Here is a 20,421-nt window from a genome sequence, read left to right on the forward strand (position 1 = left end):
TTAATTTGTTATTGGCATCGCATAAGTATCTGGCTTATTACGATCAAAAATTTCATTTGCCCATAGCATTACTACCATCTCTTCATCACCAATGTTAGTAATATCATGTGTCCAGCCTGGCACTGTTTCTACAATTCTTGGCTCATCACCATGTGTTTCAAGCTCATAAAACTCACCTGTCACAACATGCTTAAACTTAAATAGTGCCTTACCCTTAATAACAAGAAACTTTTCAGTTTTTGTATGGTGATAGTGTCCACCACGAGTAATACCTGGATGAGCAGTAAAGTACGAAAACTGCCCTGCATCTGGTGTTTTTAGCATTTCAACAAATATACCACGAGCATCGCCATACTTTGGAACACTGTAGTCAAACTGCTCTGGCTTTAAAAAGCTTAAATATGTTGAATAGAGTGCGCGAGTTAAACCTGTCCCTACACAATCTGTGATAAGCGTATCGCGAGATGCTTTAAAACCATTTAAAACTTTAGCCAAATCACCTACTGTAATTTGATATTCAGGTTCAACTTGGAAAACTTGCTCAACCTGCTGACCATTTATAATATTCCAGAATGTTTCAACTACATCGTCGACATACACCAGACGAATCACAGCATTTTCATCATGAATTTGTATCGGTAAGTCATTTGCAACGTTATAGCAAAAAGTTGCAACAGCTGAATTATAGTTAGGACGCGACCACTTACCAAAAACATTAGCTAAACGGCAAATATGAACGGGATTACCTTGTGATTGATTGAGGGCTACCAGAGCCTGCTCTCCACCTAGTTTACTTTTACCATAAGAATTATCACGTTCAACCTGAATAGAAGACGATAAAATAACAGGAGTTTTTTTATTTGCTTGCTGCAAAATCTGGCAGATTTTTTCAGTTAAGTTGGTATTACCTTCAGCAAATTCTTCTTCATTTAAAGGACGATTCACTCCCGCTAAATGCACTATCCAATCCGAAGCGAGAACTGCTTGCGCAAGCTCCGGATCTGTTGTTTCACGATGTGTTTTTAAAATCTCAACTTCAGGTTTTTCTGATAAAAACTGAATAAGGTTTTGTGCGATAAAACCATTACAACCGGTAACTAAAACTTTCATGCTTAAGCCTCTGGTGAAATATATTCGCCCCTTGTGAGCGCACGAATAAAATCAAGTTTAAGCAATAATTGTTTCATGCCCTCTACATCCAAACGAGTAGTATTATGTGAGTTGTAATCTTCAAACTCAGTAATTTTTAAATCACCATCTTCAACATATTTTTCATAGTTCAAGTCACGTTGATCGGCTGGAACACGGAAATAGTCACCTTGATCAAAAGCATGCACCATTTCCTCTCGGCTTAATAATGCTTCAAAAGCTTTCTCGCCATGACGAGTTCCCATAATAGCAATCGGATGATCTTTAACATTTAATAATTCTTTTAAAGCTTCAGCTAAGACTGCGATTGTGGCAGCTGGGGCTTTCTGTACAAAAATATCTCCATTTTCACCGTGTTCAAAAGCATATAGAACCAAATCTACTGCATCTTCCAAAGTCATCATGAAACGGGTCATATTAGGATCAGTAATTGTAAGAGGTTTACGCTGACGAATTTGATCAACAAATAAAGGAATTACCGAACCACGTGATGCCATTACGTTACCATAACGAGTACCACAGATAACTGTATCTCGACCTTCTAAGTTACGTGATTTTGCCACCATAACTTTTTCCATCATAGCCTTAGAAATACCCATGGCATTAATTGGGTAAACTGCTTTATCTGTACTCAAACATACAACACGTTTAACATGGTTTTGAATAGCTGCTTCAAGTACATTCTCAGTACCTAATACATTAGTTTTTACAGCTTCCATTGGATGAAACTCGCAAGATGGTACCTGTTTTAAAGCTGCTGCATGGTAAATATAGTCAACACCACGGGTAGCATTTAAAATGCTGGTATAGTCGCGCACATCACCTATGTAAAATTTGAGCTTTGATGAATGATATTTCTTACGCATATCATCTTGCTTTTTTTCATCGCGACTAAAGATACGAATTTCTTTAATATCTGTTTCTAAAAATCGAGTTAAAACAGCATTACCAAAAGAACCAGTACCACCTGTAATTAATAAAACTTTATCTTTAAACACAATATCACCTAATTAACTTTCAACAATTCCAAAATATCATCTTGCTCATAGCATAAATATGAACTTGAAGGCATATTTAACAAACTTTCTATATAAGTTTCATACTCATCAATAATCTTTTCGATAGAATCTTTCAAATTAAAATCATCAACAGCGACTCCTAGATGATTATCAACAACATACTCACCAAGAGCTACATCTCTTGCACAAATAATAGGTTTAGTAAAAGCTATAGATTCATATAATTTATTAGGTAGAGCTAATTTAACATTGTTATTATCATAATCATAAAGTATAATATTAATATCCACATTATTGTAAATAGAAGACAAGTCTTCGGGGCTTTTAAAAACACCATGATAAAAACAGTTAGGAACTTCATTAAAAATACTAACTAACCCCCCACCATAAATATGCAACTCAAACTGAGGATTATTAACCATAAACTCCTTGATCTTCAATAAAGATTTCTCAAAAGCCAAACTACCAATTAGACCAAATTTAAAAACCCCCTTAGAAGAACTAAATTTATTTTTTACTCTATATTCAGCAATTAAGTCCTTACAGCTAGGAGCAAGTTTATTTTCAACAATTACCACTTTATTTTTAAGGAACTTCTCAAACTTATTAAAATAACCCGAATAAAAATATTTTGAGGTTAATATAAGACCAGAAATTCTTGGTAAAATAAAATAATCTAAAATCTGATAAATTTTATTTCGACCATCAATTTGATATAAATCCCCCACTTCGAAAAAAACTTTTTTTCGAGCTAATAATGCTATTAAAACTTGATCAGGGGAAGTGCAATAAACATTTTTAGTTGATGATTTAATTAAGAGAAAAAACAACTTAAAAAGAAGATAAATTCTAGAAAAATACTTACCATCTTTTACCTCACCAATTTTCTCTGCATTATCAGTATAATGCTTATAATTATCCAAGTATTTATCTCTAAAAAAATAAAACACTTTTAAATCATATTGAGCTAACAAGAGATCAATACGCTTCTGATGTCTTGGCTGTTGCAAAGCAGAACTAATAAATATTAAAGATGACATTTTTCCCCCTCTTTACTAGATAGATAAATACCTGTTGCAATACCGAAAGACGAAAACAATAAAATCGAAAAATATAAAGCACCCGAAAAAAAATACTGAATAATAGCATTCGCAAAAAGAACAGCTAATAAAACGTATTTCTTATCAAATTTAATCAAAATAAATATTTTATAGGAAACCAAAACTATAGATAATACAAGACATAGAAATCCAATTAAACCTGTTGACATCAAAGATTCAATATAAATATTATGTGGATAAATCTTATTTATTTCAATAACCCCACCAAATAAAAAGTTAGAACTAAACTCAGTTAATGAATCTTTCCACATCAATAGTCTAACAGCACTATCACTATTACTAGAGACGTCATCTGAAATATTAACAAAACGAGTAAAAATAGAACTAGAAGTAGAAACAGAAATAATATATAAAGCTATAGAAAATAAAACACCACCCACTAAAAACTTAATCCTAGTTTTAAAATCAATAAAAAACATAAGAATGAAAGCCGTAAAAAATAAAACTAATAGTGAACCTCGGGAAGCTCCTAATAAAAAACTAGGAATTGCCAGCAGAAGGATTAAATAGTTATATGATTTTTTTTCGGGTCTTAAAAAAATATTAACAAATGCTAAGGAAACTGCTAAAGAGGAAACATATGATAAGACTAATGGACTAATAACTTCTTCACCAGTACCAATTGTAGATGAGTTTAAACGACCTACCCCTTCTAATAAATATTTCCCGTAAAAAATTATAGCTAGAACCAAAAAAACAAAATTAGATTTTTGAATCCAATCAAAAAATTTATCATATATTCGCTCTACACTTATTAACGAAAATAAGACAAATGGAAAGAAACAATAACTCAAAAAATAAAATATATATTGGGACTTACCATATAAAAAACCAGAAGCATCAATAGTAATAATTTTTATGAGATATAAAAAAGAAAAACCCAATACAAAAAAAAGGATAAAAATATCTAGCACACTAAATTTTCTAGAAAAAATCTTCAAACTTAATAAAAATAATGCAACAACAGTTATAAATCTTACCAATATACTATAAATAGTTCCTACTGAATCAATAAGTTGAAAATTAAACAACACCATTAATATAGCATAATAGCCGCCATATAGAAAAAAAGCATTTATAGCAACTAAAAAATTAATCATGACTAATTATGACCTTATGAATTAGTGCCAACCATTTTTTCTCCCATAACTCTAAACTGAAACCTTCTTTGGCTGTTAAATAAGCATTATGACCTAATTTATTTCTAAGCTCATAACTATTAATTACTTTAGTTAATGCTTGTTTTAAATCTTCATATTCAGGGTTAACTAATAAACCATTGAATTCATCTAAAATAATATTAGTCATTCCCCCAATATTTGTACAAATGACAGTACAATTACATGCCATTGCTTCTAATAAGCTTAAAGATGTTCCCTCAGAAGCTATGGTTGGAACAACTGCAATATCAACTTTTTGGTGGTAATCAAAAGTTAAATTTTGTGAAAATTTTGTGAACTTAACATTTAATGGATATTTTTCTTTTAAATTCTCTACATAATTCATTTCCTCCCCTTCACCAGCAAACCAAAACTCTAAAGAGGTAAAATCTTTTAATAAATCGTCAGCAACTTCGCATAACAGCTTTGCTCCCCGTCTATGATGAAAACGTCTTGCAAAACTAATTATAAGTTTTTCTTTTCTCTCCTTTTCTTTAAATTCTGGAATCTTGGTAAAATTAGGTATAACATGAATATTACTCATATTATGTCTATATATATTTATGGTACGATACCAATTTAAATAGTTATAGTCCACGCAGACTCTATATTTAGTGTTTTCAAAAACACTATAACTTTTAAAAAGTTGTAAAACTTTATACCCTAAAGCCAATAGAGGAATCCTATAGCAGAATTTCTGTAATTTATTTTCTCTACTAAAGTAATCACAAGCAATACCATGTTGTATAGAAATAGATCTATACTCGGTTTTAATACTAAGAGTATCAGAACCCCATATAATAATATCATCCTTATCAATAAAATTCTTCACCCTCAAACTATCTATTAATTGTTTTACATTTTTAAGTTTGTATTGATGAATTTCCAAGTTATCATAGTTTAAAAATTTATCTTCATCACCGAACTGTATTAATACGACCCTTTCATTAAAATTATTTTTTAACAATTTCCCGAGCTCATACATATATCTTTGAACCCCACCAATTTGAGATAAGATATCATTATCTTTCAAATTAAAAATTTTAGAATAGATTAAGATAAATTTCATATAGAGCCTCAAACTGAAGAAACAATTGTATTTAATGTATTACTAATATTATTAATATCAGTAATATGGTCCCAGCTTATACAATTAGAAGAGCTCAATGAATCTTGTATTAACCGATCCAAATCATCGATACAATAATCCGCTCCCCATAGCTTGATACCAGAATATTCTTTTGAAACTTGCATTAACTTTGGTTCAATATTAATTGCTATAGATGGAACACCATGGATCTGAGCAAAAATTATACCATGGTATCTTGAAGAGATTATAAGCTTATATTCTGACAACATACTTGAAAATGCTAGCAAATCATCTTTTTCTGGATTCCATTCAACAAATGAAATATTATTTTCTCTAAGCTTTTTTTTACACTCTTTATCATTACCAAAAAAAATAAAATCTAACTCATATTTAGTAGTATTCTTATAAAAATCAATAATTTTCTGAACATGCTTGTGATTATTATCAAAATCCCAATCACGAATAATAATACATAATTTATTATTTTTATTACCAGTAGAACTATCTTGGTATCTTTTATAATCCATTAAACATAAATCATCTACTTTTGTTGCACCACCTTTCATATAATTTAAACTTAAAAAGTCACGCACAAAAACATACTTCTTAATACGAAGTTTTTTTAAAAAAAATTCTCCAGCTTTTTCATCGTTAAAAGGTCCCAAACCTATACCTAAATAGATCTCTTCCTTTGCTGATACAACTAGTCCTTTTTTCTTTAGAAATTTATTTTTAAGCAACATAGGATTACTAAAAGCAAATATAATTTTTTTTAAAAAATATCTAAAACTTTTAAAATTAAAGAATTGCGTGCCACCTCCATAAATTAAAAAATCTGCTTGAATATTTTTTTCGGAATCTAAAGAAAAATATTCAACATCAGAAAAAAGCTTATTCCAATAAGTATTTTTTTTCCCAATGACAGCAACTTTCTTATCTAAGAAAAAATTCTTTAATATAGAATAAATTAAAGCATCATCGCCAAAATTAGCGGCACCGTATGCCCCTTTAATAATGACATCATACTTTTGATTAGAAATATGCTTTTCCATAAAATTTCTCTTGACTAATACTATTTTGCAGAACTAAATACTGATCTTCAGATTCATATCTATATTTAAGAATTTTTGCTGGATTTCCACCTATAATTGCGAAATCAGGTATATCTTTTGTTACGACAGAACCCATGGCAATTATTACTCCATTACCAATTTTCACATTCGGACAAATAGATACATTTAAACCAATCCAACATCCCTCTCCTATTTCAACAGTACCTTTTATAACATTTTTATTATATGGTAAAATCTCCATAGAAGAGTAATCATGATTGACCGTCCATATTTTCAATTTAGGCCCGATTATAGTACCTTTACCTATATGAACCCCACCACCTGCATGAATATAATAGTTTGGGCCAAGATGAACATAATTTTCTATTACTAAGTTTTGTTTTTGAAATATTATACCTCTTTTCAAAGAAACTTGGTCACCTTTAATATTTATTCCTGACTTCCAAAATATTTTATTCCATATGTTTCGTATCATTTTTAACCTCACAATGCATTAAGAACCAAGCAAAAGCACGAATAAAAACAAATGTAAATATAGCGCCCCATATACCAAAAATATAGATTAAAATAATATTTAATATTATTGAAAGAATAAACTGCGTAACAACTATGATATTTGCTCGATTGTTAGAACCCACCCCTGATACGATTTTCATTCTGTCAATATTTGACATAAAACTAAAACAAACACCTATGCCCATAAAGAAAATAAACTTATAAATCTCGCTATATTGAGTCAAAAAGTAATTTCCCAGCACATACGAAGATACAACAACAATAAATATTAATAACACCATTAAAAAAAATGTTAAATTTGATATTTTATTTATCTTCCGATAATCACCTACACTTTCTTTCATGTAAGGCAACATTATGCTTGACAAAGTAGTACCAAGCATGGATATTACTAATATAAAATTATAAGAAGACCAAAAATTTGCAATATCTTGCTTTATAACCACTTCTTTATTATTATAAAAAGTCAATATAAACACTTCAGCCCTAGCCATTAATAAAGCTAAAACTTCAAATATAAAGATATCTCTACTAGATTTATAAACCATCAAATTTTTCTTTATATCTTTTATACTGATATTTATTTTTTTATAAAACCAAACAATTGAAAGCAGAAAAAAGACAATACTTAAGTTAACAAAAACATCTTCAATAAAATTATTTGATACAGTTAAAGTAATTAATGCAACTATAAAAACAATACTAGTTTTTACAGGCATAAAATATGCAAATTTTTTTAAGTCTTTTGAAGCTTGTTTAAAACTCAACTGAAGATCAAAAAAAGAGCTCAAAATCCCAGCTAAACATGCAAATATCAAAAGATTATCTACTATTTCTGCCAAGAAAAATACAAGAGCAAAAAACAAAGAAAACAAAATTTGATATAACCGTACGTTTACTGCTTTGTTAATAAACGTTGTATCCTCATTATTTAATACTACAGAATTATTAACACCTATATTTGGCAAAACACTACACAAGGTAAAACATGTGTAATAAAATGAGAAGCTAGCAAAATCTCCAATATTAAGATATTGCATTAGTAATAGAATTAAAGCAAAAGCTATTAAAGCTGTAAGCCCTCTAAAGAGGGCCACAGAAATCAGCCCCGTTAGCTTCATACAAATACACCAATTAGATCAATAGTATCAGACGACTTAAATAGTAGCTTTTTAAATTCTTTATGGCCCACTAATACCAAGTGTATATCAGCAATTTCTCTTTCTTCAATTTTATCAGCTAGCTTAATATTTGATGGTATATTTCTTGGCAAAAAATCAATATTTGGCTCAATAGCTAAAATATTTAAGTTTTGTTCTGCTAACTGCTTAATAATTTCTAACGCAGGACTTTCTCTCAAATCATCAATATCAGATTTAAATGCCAAGCCGTAACATGCCACCGTAACATCTTGAATTGTTTTAGTAGGATTCGCCTGTAAAAACTCAGCAATCTTGATCTTAACCTGATCAATCACCCATTTAGGTTTTGCATCATTCACTTCTCGCGCAGTCCTGATTAAACGTGCTTGTTCAGGTGTTTTAGCAACGATAAACCAAGGATCAACAGCAATACAATGTCCACCAACACCTGGACCTGGTTGTAAAATATTGACACGTGGGTGGCGATTAGCTAGTGAGATTAGTTCCCACACATTGATATCTAACTTGTCGCAAATAATTGAAAGTTCATTTGCAAATGCAATATTGACATCACGGAATGAATTCTCTGTCAATTTACACATTTCTGCTGTACGGGCATTAGTTTCAATACATTCACCTTTTACAAAGATTTTGTAAAGTTCACATGCAGCTTTTGAACAACGTGGTGTCATTCCACCAATAATACGGTCATTACTAATCAATTCTTGCAAGACTTTCCCTGGTAATACACGTTCAGGGCAATGCGCAACTAAAATATCAGCCTCTTCACCTTTCTGCTGTGGGAAACTCAAATCTGGTCTTGCTTCACTTAACCAAGCCGACATCTGCTCGGTCGCTTCTACAGGTGATGTCGACTCAAGAATGACCAAATTACCTGACTTTAAAAATGGCGCCAAAGCTTTTGCAGCAGCTTCTATATATTTTAGATCTGGCTGATAATCATCTTTAAAAGGAGTTGGAACTGCAACAATATAAGCATCTGCTTCTGTTGGAACCGTTTGTGCGGATAATTTGGATTGCGCAACAACATCACGTACCAATGCATCTAGATCTGGTTCAACGATATGAACCTTCCCTTGATTGATTATATCTACAGCATGCTGATTAACATCAACACCAGTAACTTTCACTCCATGAGCAGCAAATGTCGCAGCCGTTGGTAAACCAATATAACCTAACCCTATAACACAAATATGCTTGAATGAATTGCTCATACTCTATACTTTTAAATCAAAATAAATGGAAATTTCGCTTCAATTCACTTTAAGAAAGTCAATAATTTGCTGACATGAATTACCATCTCCATATGGATTATGGGCTTCAGCCATCTCAGCATAAATATCTGGATTCTCAAGTAATTCTGCTACCGATTGTTCAATTGCGGCGATCTCTGTCCCCACTAAACGCACTGTACCAGCCTGGACAGCTTCAGGTCTTTCGGTGGTATCTCGCATCACCAGAACAGGTTTACCTAACGAAGGAGCTTCTTCCTGAATCCCGCCAGAGTCGGTCAGAATCAGGTAACTACGATTCATTAAATAAACGAAAGGTAAGTAGTCTTGTGGCGCAATCAGATAAACATTGTCAATATCGGCCAAAAGTGCGTTCACTGGTTGCTGTACATTGGGATTTAAATGCACCGGATACACAATCTGGATATCCGGATATTTTTTTGCCAGATTCGCTAAGGCCTTACAAATATTTAAAAATCCCTGACCAAAGTTCTCGCGACGATGGCCCGTCACCAAAATCAGTTTCTTCTCTATCTCGAGAAATGAGAACTGCTGTTGAAATTGTTCGACCAGTGTTTGATCTTGCTCAACCTTTTGTTTGACTTGCAATAGCGCATCAATCACGGTATTACCGGTCACAACAATAGTCGCTGGATTCACATTTTCTTTAATGAGGTTGTCATAAGAGGATTGTGTTGGTGCAAAATGATAATTTGCCAATACACCGGTTAATTGTCGATTAGCTTCTTCTGGCCAAGGCGAATATAAATCACCTGTACGTAGCCCAGCCTCAACATGCCCTACTTTGATTTTATGGTAATAGGCAGCTAAGGATGCGGCAAATGTAGTCGCAGTATCACCATGTACTAAAATTACATCTGGCAGCCATTGCTCGAACACCTGCTCCAGACCTTTAAGCACACCAGAGGTCACATCCGAAAGTGTTTGTCCTGGTTTCATCAAATTTAAGTCAAAATCAGGTTTTAAATCAAAAAGTTCTAACACCTGATCCAGCATCTGTCGATGCTGTCCAGTTACACAAACTTTAGTTTCAAAGTGCTGATTATTTGCTTGTAATTTTAATGCTAAAGGTGCCATTTTAATTGCTTCTGGCCGTGTACCAAATACTAATAAAACCTTTTTCACCCAATTCACCCTTTTATGATCACTTTCCATTTATAGTTTAAATATTTAAACCATAAAATTTTTCATTCTGATGGTCCAATTTATATCATCTCATTTTTTAACAACGACGATGTAGAAATTGAGCTTTAATCAATAAATCTATTTGCATAAAGATTTAAGACAGATCACAGGTTATATCCAAACACTAGCCTCTATCTATAGATAAAGCCTTATTTTCTGCCGTTTAACTTCTATCACTTCAATGTGTCAAAGCAAAATTCTTTAACCTTTCTAATACATTGTAGTGACTTAATTTTTAATCAGCATGTTAGGAATGTCTCACTTACTAATCCTTTCAAGCACCCTTATCACGTTAATGAAAGCAAGGTTATTCCTCTATCTCAGCAAATCGGGCGTACTATAGCAGGTTTTTAATTTTGCCCCCATTTGAATTGTATGATTGTTTTTAACAACCTACTCTCTTCTATACTTAAAGGTTTACCGATACACCTTTCGAGCATTCTTTCATCCATATTTTCAGATAAACTAAACATACAAACCGAAATGTTTCTGCTATGCTTTTTTAGATTTTTTCAGCTAGAATGGCCTCAATTCTAAGTCCAAAGATATGTTGTTGTGTGACAACAGATATAACTATTTAAGGGTCAAGTGTGAAGCATTATCAACTTTTTTCCATTCTTGCGATTAGTCTAAGTGCAACAGCCTGTGCTGTGACTTCTGGCTTACAAACACATGATATTCCAAGTGAAGGCATTTACACCACTGACCAGGGAACTAATGTTAATGTAATCAAAATTACCCAAGACAATTTACCTGCAATTCAACCTGCTCAGATTGATTACCGTAATAATTATTCAACTCTATTTAAACAACAACAACCAGCTTATCGCTTAAGTTCAGGTGATATTCTCTCCATCCAGCTGTGGGCATATCCCGAAATCACGCCACCTAATAGTAATATTTCGAATGAACAAGCAGTACAGGCAAATGGTTATCCGATTGACTCCAATGGCTATGTACAAATTCCCTTGGTTGGACGTTATAAAGCTTCAGGAAAAACGCTAGCACAACTCAACACTGAACTTCGTAGCCAATTTTCCCGATATCTAAAAAATCCAGACGTCATTGTTCGTGTGCTTTCTTATCAAGGGCAGCGCTACTCAGTTCAAGGCAGCGTGCTCAAAGGTGGTCAATTTTTCCTAAGTGACCAGCCCATCAGTATTTACACTGCTTTAGGAATGGCCGGCGGTGTTACCGATAAAGGTGACAATACTTTTATTCAACTGATACGTAATGGACAAACTTATGATTTGAATACTATCGCGCTGGAAAAAGCTGGCTATTCGTTGCATAAACTGCTGGTTCAACCCAATGATACAATTTTTGTAGGTAACCGCGAAAACCAGAAAATTTATGTGATGGGTGAGTCCGGTAAAAACCAAGCCTTACCCATGCGTGATCAAGGTATGACTTTGAGTGATGCTTTAGGCGAGAGCTTAGGGATTAATCCTCTTTCTGCTAGTGCCAGCCGGATCTATGTGCTTCGTACCAATCCGCAAGATCGCCATACTGAACTCTATCACCTTAATTTAATAAGTCTGGGTGACTTCGGTCTGGCCAACCAGTTTAGATTACGCAGTAATGATATTGTCTATGTCGATGCGACTGGTCTGACGCGCTGGCAACGTGTTGTCAACCAGATTATTCCATTCTCAAGCGCCTTATATAATATAGATCGTTTGGGGCAATAATTAATATGGAGATTAAAACAGTTCTGGTTGTCTGTGTGGGCAATATCTGTCGTAGTCCGATGGCAGAGTATCTACTTAAACAGCAACACCCTAACCTGCAGATTGAATCTGCAGGTCTTTCTGGATTAATTGGTCATCCAGCCGATGACAAAGCCAAATTGTGTATGCAACGTTTAAATATTGATATGACTCCTCATATTGCTCAAAAACTCAATGCAGATCACCTAAAGCAAGCAGACCTAATTTTAGTCATGAGCCATAATCAGCAAAAACATATCGAGCAAACTTGGCCCTTTGCCAAAGGCAAAGTTTTTCGTCTGGGGCATTGGCAAAATAAAAATGTACCTGATCCATACCAACACGATCAGGCCTATTTTGATAATACCTGTCAGTTGATTCAACAGTGCGTAGCTGACTGGAAAAATTATATTTAACTTTTTAGATTAAGATTATGAGCCAAAATACCAAAACCGAAGATACGATTGACCTGAAAGAGCTGTTCTTTGCTTTGATTGCCCAATGGAAACTCATTGCACTGTGTATTATTTTGAGCTTGGTGCTTGCTTTACTGTATTTACGTGCAACGCCAAGCACTTATTCAGTTGATGCCTTGGTTCAAGTAGAAGATAGCAAAGGTGCTTCTGCCGCTTTACTGGGTGATCTATCACAAATGATAGAACAGAAGTCACCAGCACAGTCTGAAATCGAAATTTTAAAATCACGTTTGGTACTGGGTTCAGTCATAGAAGCCCTCCATCTCAATCTAGATATTTCAAGTCCAGAAGATACTTTTTCACATCGTTTATTTAATAAAGCCGATTACGCGACTGAATATAACCCTAAAGCGGTTACTTTTCATGATGAAGAAAAATCTTTTGATATCCATCAATTTGAAGTACCAAACTACTTTCTGGATAAAACACTGAGCTTAAGTTTTAAGGATCAAAATTTTAGCTTAATCGACCCTGCAACTGATGAATTAATCTTAACAGTACCTTTGAATAAGCTGAATCAAATCAGTACCCGTTATGGTGTTTGGAAGCTTGCTATTTTTACTAAAGATACTTTTGATACACATTATTTCGTAAAAAAGAGCTCTCTACCCGCAGCCACGCAAGCGATTAATGCCAACTATTCTGTAGCAGAAAAAGGTAAACTCACTGGAATTTTAGGCTTAAATTATCAAGGTCAGGACAAAGAACACATTACCAAAGTACTGAATGCAATTTTGGCAGCCTATAGTGCCCAAAATGTCGAGCGCCGTTCTGCTGAAACAGCACAAACCTTAAAGTTTTTGGATGAACAACTGCCAGACCTGAAAAAACAACTGGATGATGCGGAACGTGTGTTTAATAAGTTCCGTCAACAATATAATACTGTTGATGTCACTAAAGAGTCTGAACTCTATTTAACTCAAAGCATCACTTTGGAAACCAAAAAGATTGAGTTACAACAACAACAAGCTGATCTGGCAGCCAAATATACGGCTCAACATCCAGCCATGCGTGAAATTAATGCACAAATTACTGCATTAGATAAGCAAATCGCTGCGCTAAATAGTACTTTGAAACAGTTACCAGATGTTCAACGTCAATACTTACAACTGTACCGTGAAGTTGAAGTTAAAACCCAGCTCTATACAGCCCTATTAAACTCGTATCAGCAATTGCGTATCGCTAAAGCAGGTGAAATTGGTAATGTACGTATTGTCGATACCGCAGTAGAACCTGTTCAACCAATTAAGCCACAAAAACTGCAAATTCTAATACTTTCTATTTTCTTAGGTGGTTTTTTAGGAACCCTAATTGCGTTATTGCGTAATATGTTACGTACCGGAGTGAAAGATTCTGGACAAATCGAAAATGAATTTGATTTACCAGTGTATGCGACTGTACCGCGCTCTCCTGTTCAAGAAACCCGTATGAGTATCTTGAAGAAAAAGAAATCTATTCCTATTTTGGCGGTTAAACATAATGATGATATTGCGGTAGAGAGTTTACGTAGTATCCGAACTGCGATCCATTTTGCATTATCAAATGCCAAAAACAATATCATCATGATTGCGGGACCATCACCAGAAGTTGGTAAATCATTTATTTCTACCAATTTAGCTACTATCCTTGCTCAAAGTAATAAAAAAGTATTGCTGGTTGATGCCGATATGCGTCGTGGCTATATGCATAAATACTTTAATTTAGAGGTTAAACCTGGTTTAGCAGAATATTTAAGTAATCTTGCAGATTTAAACCAAGTCATCCATCAAACCGATGTAGCTGGACTCAGTGTGATTGCACGTGGTAAAAATCCAACCAATCCGTCTGAAATGCTCAGTTCAGAACAGTTTAAAGCCTTGATGGAACAGTTGAGCCAGCAATATGACCACATCATTATCGATACACCACCAATCCTGGCAGTGACCGATGGTATTATTATTTCTCAATATGCAGGCGTGAATTTACTGGTTGCGCGTTATGCTAAATCACAAATGAAAGAGCTTGAACTAAGCCTAAATCGCTTTGAGCAAGCCAATGTGAAAGTGAATGGTTTCATTCTGAATGACATTCAACGCTCAAGTGCTGGCTATGGTTATGGCTATAACTATGCATATGCCTATAAAGCCAATAAAGATGACTAAGCAAACTTTAAATTGATTGTTAAAAAACCAGATCCCGTGATCTGGTTTTTTATTTAAACACATAAATCTTATAAAAAACCCACGCATTTTTGCGCTTAATTATTCAATGCTTAAGCGTAGACATGCTAAGATCATTGCCATATTTTTTATTCCAATCTCACTTTGGGACATCTCATGAGTAAAGCTTTACCTTTCGTTGTCGCAGCCGTATTAGGCGGTGCAGCACTCGTTCCTGTCTACTATGCAACTCAACACCCAGCGACTGAACTTGGGGCAAAAGCTGATAAAAATGCAGCGCCTGTCGCAAAAATCAGCTACGCACTCGGCTATGAAGTTGCTAAGCAAACACCACCAGAATTAGAAACAAGCGCATTTATCACAGGTTTCCGTGATGCCCATGCGCAAAAACCTGCTGCATATACAGAAGAAGAGTTACAGGCAGCTTATGTAGAATTCCAAAAGGAACTACAACAAAAGCAAATGGATGAAACCAAAAAAGTTGAAGCAACCAATAGCAGCTTCTTGACAGAAAATGCGAAAAAAGAAGGTGTGAAAACAACAGCTTCTGGTTTGCAATATAAAATCACCAAAGAAGGTACAGGTAAGCAACCGACCGCAAGCTCTATCGTAAAAGTGCATTACAAAGGCCAACTTCCTGATGGCAAAGTGTTTGATAGCTCTTATGATCGTGGTGAGCCAATTGAATTCCCACTGAATCAAGTGATTCCAGGTTGGACTGAAGGTCTACAGCTGATGAAAGAAGGTGGTAAGGCAACGCTTTATATTCCTGCAAATCTAGGTTACGGTGAACAAGGTGTCCCAGGTTCAATTCCACCAAATAGCCCACTAGTATTTGATGTAGAATTAATCGCTGTAAAATAAATGATTTAAGGAGGGCTAGTGTCCTCCTTTATTTTTTGGAAGATAGAATGAAAAGATTAGGCCTGATTTTAATTGCCTCGACCATCGGAACGGTTCAAGCAGCTCCCATTTCCACAAAAAGTCCACAGAAAGAACAACTCGGCTATAGCTATGGTTATCTGATGGGTCGAGGGAATGCAGAAACACTCAAAGATTTGAATATCGAGACTTTTGTACAAGGCTTACAAGAAGCCATGCAAGGTAAGCCAGCCTCTTTAACTGATGAAGAAATGGCCAATGTGCTGAATCAATATAAAAAGCGTCTAGAAGCCAAGCAACTGGTAGAGTTTCAGGAGCAGGCCAAAAAAAATGATCAGTCCGGCAAAGCGTTTTTAGCGGAAAACGGCAAAAAAGCCGATATCGTAACGACGAAGTCAGGATTACAGTATCAAGTGCTACAACAAGGTCAAGGAAAGTCTCCCAAAGCCTCTTCTACGGTAAAAGTGAATTATGAAGGCCGACTATTAGATGGCACAGTGTTTGATAGCTCTATCGCCCGTAATCATCCTGTAGAGTTTAAACTCAGCCAAGTCATTGCAGGCTGGACTGAAGGTGTGCAAACGATGAAAGTAGGTGGTAAGAGCCGCTTCTTTGTTCCTGCCAATCTCGCTTATGGCGATGTGGGTTCAGGCGATGCCATTGGGCCAAACAGCACTTTAATTTTTGATATCGAATTACTTGAAGTGAAATAATAAAAAACCCTCCATTTGGAGGGTTTAATTTTACAACTGACTTATGCCTTTAAATGCCGTGGTCTAAACCCTGTCACCAGTAACCCAATCACATAAGCCACCACGCCAACCATACATAAGCCAGCCACTTCAACAATACGCAACCATTGTGAAATATCGCCTTGGTACCAAGTTAAGCCATACCAGAGTGCAGCAATCATCGCGATATTGGCAACTGCATATTGAAATGCAAGTTTCTTCCAATGCTCGCCAAAACGGAAAATATTACGTTTATGCAGATAGAAATACAGCATGCCCGCATTCACCAAAGCAGAGCCCGAAGACGCCAAAGCTAAAGCCATATGTTCTGCATGCCAGTCGATCAATTTAAAGAAGCCAATAAAGATCACGTTTAAAATGGCATTGGCCGCAACTGCCATTAAGCCGACACGGACTGGGGTCTTGGTATCTTGCTGTGCATAGAAACCAGGTGCAAAGACTTTAATCAACATAAAGGAGATTACGCCTGCACTCATACATTGCAATGCCAGAGCCGTCATTCTGGTATCTTCTAAAGTAAATTCACCTCGTTGGAATAACGCTTGAATGATCGGCGTCGACAACATAAATAACGCAATACTCGCAGGAATTCCCACCAGCATAATAATCTTCGCAGCCCAATCAATCATTCCTCTAAATTTAGCTTGGTCTTGCTCTGCATGACGTGCAGAAAGCGAAGGTAAAATGACCGTACCAATCGCAACACCAATCAGCCCCAATGGTAACTCAGTCATACGCTCGGCACTGTATAACCAGGAGACCGAACCATCCTGCATAAAGGAAGCCCAAATGGTGTTCAGCAACAAGTTAATCTGGGTAACGGATACACCAAATAAGGCAGGCAGCATCAATTTTAAGATGCGATCCACCCCTTCATGTTTAAAATCAACTTTAGGTGGAATCAGCAAATTCTTCTTCCATAATTCCGGAATCTGAATCGCCAACTGTAGAACACCCGCCGCAACCACAGCCCAACCCAAAGCCATGATCGGCTCCGCCATATACGGCGTCAACCACCATGCCCCTGCAATCATCGCAACATTGAGCAGTACTGGAGAAAATGCAGGTGAGGCAAAAGAACCGTAACTGTTCAGAATACTGCTGGCAAAAGCCGTCAAGGACATAAACATCAGATACGGAATGGTCAGGCGGAACATATCGACCGCAAGCTCAAACTTCTCTGGGTCGTTATGGAAACCAGGTGCGTAGAGATAAATAATCGCTGGTGCGGCAACCATCGCCACAAAGGTCAGTAATGACATAGCCGTAAGCAGACAGCCAAATACCCGACTAATTAAAATCTGGACTTCGGCATGGGCACGGCTAGTTTTATATTCGGTTAAAACAGGAATAAAGGCCTGAGAAAAAGCCCCTTCTGCAAATAAGCGCCTAAAAAAGTTGGGAATACGAAAGGCAACAACAAAGGTATCGAAGTCCTTACCCGCACCAAATACATTGAGTAGTACAACATCACGTACCAAACCCAATACCCGAGATAACATTGTCATTGCACTGACAATTACAGTCGATCGCCACAATGCCATCGCATTCACCTACGGCTTATCTTTTAAAAAGCGTTATTGTAATGAAAGTCCCAACAGATTTCGTTGTGAAATTATAAATCTATCGATGTTTTTTCGGCTAACTTCTGTTGAGCGAGCAAATTTCGAAATAATTGCCAATCAAAATGTTCACCTGGATCGGTTTTACGTTTTGGCGCAATGTCAGAATGGCCTGCGATATGATTTTGAATTTTTGGATAGGCCTGTTGTAAGGTTTTCACAACCTCAACCAATGCTTGATACTGTGCTGGCTCAAAAGGCAAATCATCACTGCCCTCCAGCTCGATCCCGATCGAATAATCATTACATTCTTTCTGTGCAAGATAATTCGAACGTCCTGCATGCCACGAACGATCATTAAAATTCACAAACTGAATCACTTCGCCTGTCCGCAAAATCAACAGGTGTGCCGAGACCTGCATCCCTTCAATGGTCTGGAAATAAGGATGTAGCGACCAGTCTAATTGATTCTGAAAAAATTGCTGAATATAGCCCCCACCAAACTGGGAAGGCGGCAAACTGATATTATGAATAACAATCAGTTGAATATCAGTTCCAGCAGGACGTGTATTGAAATTAGGCGACGCAATCTGGGTCGCTCCCACCAATACACCCTCTTGTACTTGAGCAAATCTAGCGTGTTGCATTGTGACTCGAATCAGCAATTTAATCTTTATAGATGCCATTCTGCCATGCTTTATCCAGAATAATCGAGATGAAATACTTATTTTTTACAGGGAGGGTATTAGGGTCTATTAACATTTCACAGATGCTTGCGACAGAGAATATTTTTAGACGATACAAGGCATGACTTGCGAAATTTAGTCATTCTAAATGAGTCAAGTTATAACGCAGGAGCGGCAAAAAATATTCCTGTCCCAGAGGGTTATGGCTAAACCCGCCATAAACAGCGTTATGAAACTTGACAAGGGTGGCGCCATTGCCTACATTTCATGCCTTGTTTATGTCGTTTTAGCCAATAACGCAATGCATGGTTGAAATGTCAATAGACCCTATTATATCGCACACGTTTTTTGGTCAAAAATATACTGGAACTGGTATGAGTATTCCTCAATCTTTGCTTGAACAATCTATTCAAATCAATATCCAACAAGCATTACAAGAAGATATTGGGGACGGCGATATTACCGCCATGCTTACACCAGTCGATGAGCAAGCCACAGCAACCATTATTAGTCGTGAAGAGATGGTACTGGCAGGTCAACCGTGGGTGAATGCCTTGATTCAAGCCTATGATAACACCGTGCAAGTAACGTGGTTAAAGCAAGAAGGCGACGTGGTTGGTGCAAATGAAGCATTTTTAAAACTCGCTGGTTCAGCGCGCAGCTTACTCACAGTAGAGCGTCCAGCTTTAAACTTTATCCAGACCTTGTCTGCAGTTGCGACTAAAACTGCTAGCTATGTCAAACAGCTCGATGGTTTAAATACCAAACTGCTCGATACCCGTAAAACCTTACCAGGTCTACGTATCGCGCAAAAATATGCCGTAGCAATCGGTGGTGGTCAAAATCACCGCTTAGGTTTATTTGATGCTTTCCTGATTAAAGAAAATCATATTATGGCTGCTGGCGGTATTGCCCAAGCCATCACCAAAGCACACCAAATCGCGCCAGGCAAACCTGTCGAAGTTGAAGTTGAAACTTGGGATGAGTTAAATCAGGCACTTGAAGCTGGTGCTGATATCGTAATGCTGGATAACTTTAGTCAGCAACAAATGATTGATGCGGTTAAACATGTTGCAGGTCGCTGCAAGCTAGAAGCATCTGGCAATATTACCATCGAAAATTTACGTGAAGTGGCGACCACAGGGGTCGACTATATTTCAATGGGTGTATTGACCAAAGATGTAAGAGCGGTTGATTTATCCATGCGTTTTAACGCTTAAGCCTGATCTGTCTCTTTGTCTTGAGACTCATGCTTTTGTGAAGCTAAAAGTTCTGTTTTCTTAGAAACTTCAGTTGTTTCAACTTGCCACGCTGATTTGGCTTCGGTCGAATCAGTTGGTCGTGGATCTGCCGCCATTAAAACAAAAGTTACTGCGGTTAATAACACAAGAAAAACTTGTAACATCCTTACCCCGAAATATCTTACTTTCAATTTTTGCTCACTGTATCAAACGAACATGAGCCAA

Annotated in this window: 19 protein-coding genes; 6 read left to right on the forward strand and 13 right to left on the reverse strand. The window is 36.0% G+C overall.

From position 1 onward, the window contains the following. Genes wbjC through wecB form a run of 10 tightly spaced genes read right to left on the reverse strand, consistent with a single transcriptional unit; the run spans position 1 to position 10,669 of the window. Positions 1 to 1,110 (reverse strand): UDP-2-acetamido-2,6-beta-L-arabino-hexul-4-ose reductase, encoded by a 1,110-nt coding sequence (wbjC, locus tag AWW72_RS02875; protein ID WP_062846381.1) that lies wholly within the window; start codon positions 1,108 to 1,110, stop codon positions 1 to 3. A gap of 2 nt (positions 1,111 to 1,112) precedes the next feature. Then, entirely contained in the window at positions 1,113 to 2,147 is a 1,035-nt protein-coding gene (locus AWW72_RS02880) for a polysaccharide biosynthesis protein (RefSeq protein WP_062846382.1), read from the reverse strand. Positions 2,148 to 2,155: 8 nt separating this feature from the next. Further along, positions 2,156 to 3,208 carry a glycosyltransferase family protein gene (locus AWW72_RS02885; RefSeq protein ID WP_062846383.1) on the reverse strand — a complete coding sequence of 351 codons (1,053 nt, stop codon included), beginning with the start codon at positions 3,206 to 3,208 and terminating at the stop codon, positions 2,156 to 2,158. Continuing rightward, positions 3,196 to 4,389, reverse strand: a complete 1,194-nt coding sequence (locus AWW72_RS02890; protein ID WP_062846384.1) for an O-antigen ligase family protein — start codon at positions 4,387 to 4,389, stop codon at positions 3,196 to 3,198. The genes AWW72_RS02885 and AWW72_RS02890 overlap by 13 nt, the downstream gene beginning before the upstream one ends. After that, positions 4,382 to 5,518, reverse strand: a complete 1,137-nt coding sequence (locus AWW72_RS02895; protein WP_062846385.1) for a glycosyltransferase family 4 protein — start codon at positions 5,516 to 5,518, stop codon at positions 4,382 to 4,384. The genes AWW72_RS02890 and AWW72_RS02895 overlap by 8 nt, the downstream gene beginning before the upstream one ends. A gap of 8 nt (positions 5,519 to 5,526) precedes the next feature. After that, positions 5,527 to 6,591, reverse strand: a complete 1,065-nt coding sequence (locus AWW72_RS02900; protein ID WP_062846386.1) for a polysaccharide pyruvyl transferase family protein — start codon at positions 6,589 to 6,591, stop codon at positions 5,527 to 5,529. Continuing rightward, positions 6,572 to 7,087, reverse strand: coding sequence for an acyltransferase (locus tag AWW72_RS02905; protein WP_007478205.1), 516 nt, complete (start codon positions 7,085 to 7,087; stop codon positions 6,572 to 6,574). The genes AWW72_RS02900 and AWW72_RS02905 overlap by 20 nt, the downstream gene beginning before the upstream one ends. After that, a complete protein-coding gene (locus AWW72_RS02910) occupies positions 7,065 to 8,249 on the reverse strand; it encodes a polysaccharide biosynthesis protein (protein ID WP_062846387.1) in 1,185 nt (394 codons plus the stop codon). The genes AWW72_RS02905 and AWW72_RS02910 overlap by 23 nt, the downstream gene beginning before the upstream one ends. Then, positions 8,246 to 9,505, reverse strand: a complete 1,260-nt coding sequence (gene wecC, locus AWW72_RS02915) for a UDP-N-acetyl-D-mannosamine dehydrogenase (protein WP_062846388.1) — start codon at positions 9,503 to 9,505, stop codon at positions 8,246 to 8,248. Before wecC ends, AWW72_RS02910 begins: the two co-directional genes overlap by 4 nt. 39 nt (positions 9,506 to 9,544) lie before the next feature. Beyond that, entirely contained in the window at positions 9,545 to 10,669 is a 1,125-nt protein-coding gene (wecB, locus tag AWW72_RS02920) for a non-hydrolyzing UDP-N-acetylglucosamine 2-epimerase (protein ID WP_062846419.1), read from the reverse strand. Between the two features lie 650 nt (positions 10,670 to 11,319). On the opposite strand from wecB, the gene AWW72_RS02925 reads away from it, so the two are divergent. From AWW72_RS02925 to bamJ (AWW72_RS02945), 5 genes are all read left to right on the forward strand, one after another. Beyond that, a complete protein-coding gene (locus AWW72_RS02925) occupies positions 11,320 to 12,420 on the forward strand; it encodes a polysaccharide biosynthesis/export family protein (protein WP_062846389.1) in 1,101 nt (366 codons plus the stop codon). Positions 12,421 to 12,425: 5 nt separating this feature from the next. Beyond that, positions 12,426 to 12,854 (forward strand): low molecular weight protein-tyrosine-phosphatase, encoded by a 429-nt coding sequence (locus AWW72_RS02930; protein WP_062846390.1) that lies wholly within the window; start codon positions 12,426 to 12,428, stop codon positions 12,852 to 12,854. 17 nt (positions 12,855 to 12,871) lie between these two features. Next, positions 12,872 to 15,055 carry a polysaccharide biosynthesis tyrosine autokinase gene (locus tag AWW72_RS02935; RefSeq protein ID WP_062846391.1) on the forward strand — a complete coding sequence of 728 codons (2,184 nt, stop codon included), beginning with the start codon at positions 12,872 to 12,874 and terminating at the stop codon, positions 15,053 to 15,055. Positions 15,056 to 15,229: 174 nt separating this feature from the next. Then, the gene (gene bamJ / locus AWW72_RS02940) at positions 15,230 to 15,937 is read left to right on the forward strand and encodes a BamJ family beta-barrel-assembly machinery protein (RefSeq protein WP_062846392.1); all 708 of its coding nucleotides are present in this window, start codon (positions 15,230 to 15,232) and stop codon (positions 15,935 to 15,937) included. A 47-nt stretch (positions 15,938 to 15,984) separates the two neighbouring features. Continuing rightward, on the forward strand, positions 15,985 to 16,668 hold the full coding sequence (gene bamJ / locus AWW72_RS02945) for a BamJ family beta-barrel-assembly machinery protein (RefSeq protein ID WP_062846393.1): 684 nt from the start codon (positions 15,985 to 15,987) through the stop codon (positions 16,666 to 16,668). A gap of 41 nt (positions 16,669 to 16,709) precedes the next feature. On the opposite strand, the gene murJ is transcribed toward bamJ (AWW72_RS02945), so the two are convergent. Continuing rightward, entirely contained in the window at positions 16,710 to 18,260 is a 1,551-nt protein-coding gene (murJ, locus tag AWW72_RS02950; RefSeq protein ID WP_171254665.1) for a murein biosynthesis integral membrane protein MurJ, read from the reverse strand. A 62-nt stretch (positions 18,261 to 18,322) separates the two neighbouring features. Continuing rightward, complete coding sequence (gene ampD, locus AWW72_RS02955; RefSeq protein ID WP_062846420.1) at positions 18,323 to 18,916, reverse strand: 1,6-anhydro-N-acetylmuramyl-L-alanine amidase AmpD; 594 nt, start codon at positions 18,914 to 18,916, stop codon at positions 18,323 to 18,325. A gap of 413 nt (positions 18,917 to 19,329) precedes the next feature. Here ampD and nadC point away from each other — a divergent pair, with 413 nt between their 5' ends. Further along, positions 19,330 to 20,175: a carboxylating nicotinate-nucleotide diphosphorylase gene (gene nadC / locus AWW72_RS02960; RefSeq protein WP_062846395.1), complete on the forward strand. Its 846-nt coding sequence runs from the start codon at positions 19,330 to 19,332 to the stop codon at positions 20,173 to 20,175. Here nadC and AWW72_RS02965 read toward each other — a convergent pair. Continuing rightward, on the reverse strand, positions 20,172 to 20,360 hold the full coding sequence (locus AWW72_RS02965) for an ABZJ_00068 family colistin stress protein (RefSeq protein WP_004773394.1): 189 nt from the start codon (positions 20,358 to 20,360) through the stop codon (positions 20,172 to 20,174). The two genes, nadC and AWW72_RS02965, sit on opposite strands and share 4 nt — an antisense overlap. Positions 20,361 to 20,421 lie beyond the last annotated feature (61 nt).

This window comes from Acinetobacter sp. NRRL B-65365 (assembly GCF_001605865.1).
Taxonomy (GTDB): domain Bacteria; phylum Pseudomonadota; class Gammaproteobacteria; order Pseudomonadales; family Moraxellaceae; genus Acinetobacter; species Acinetobacter vivianii.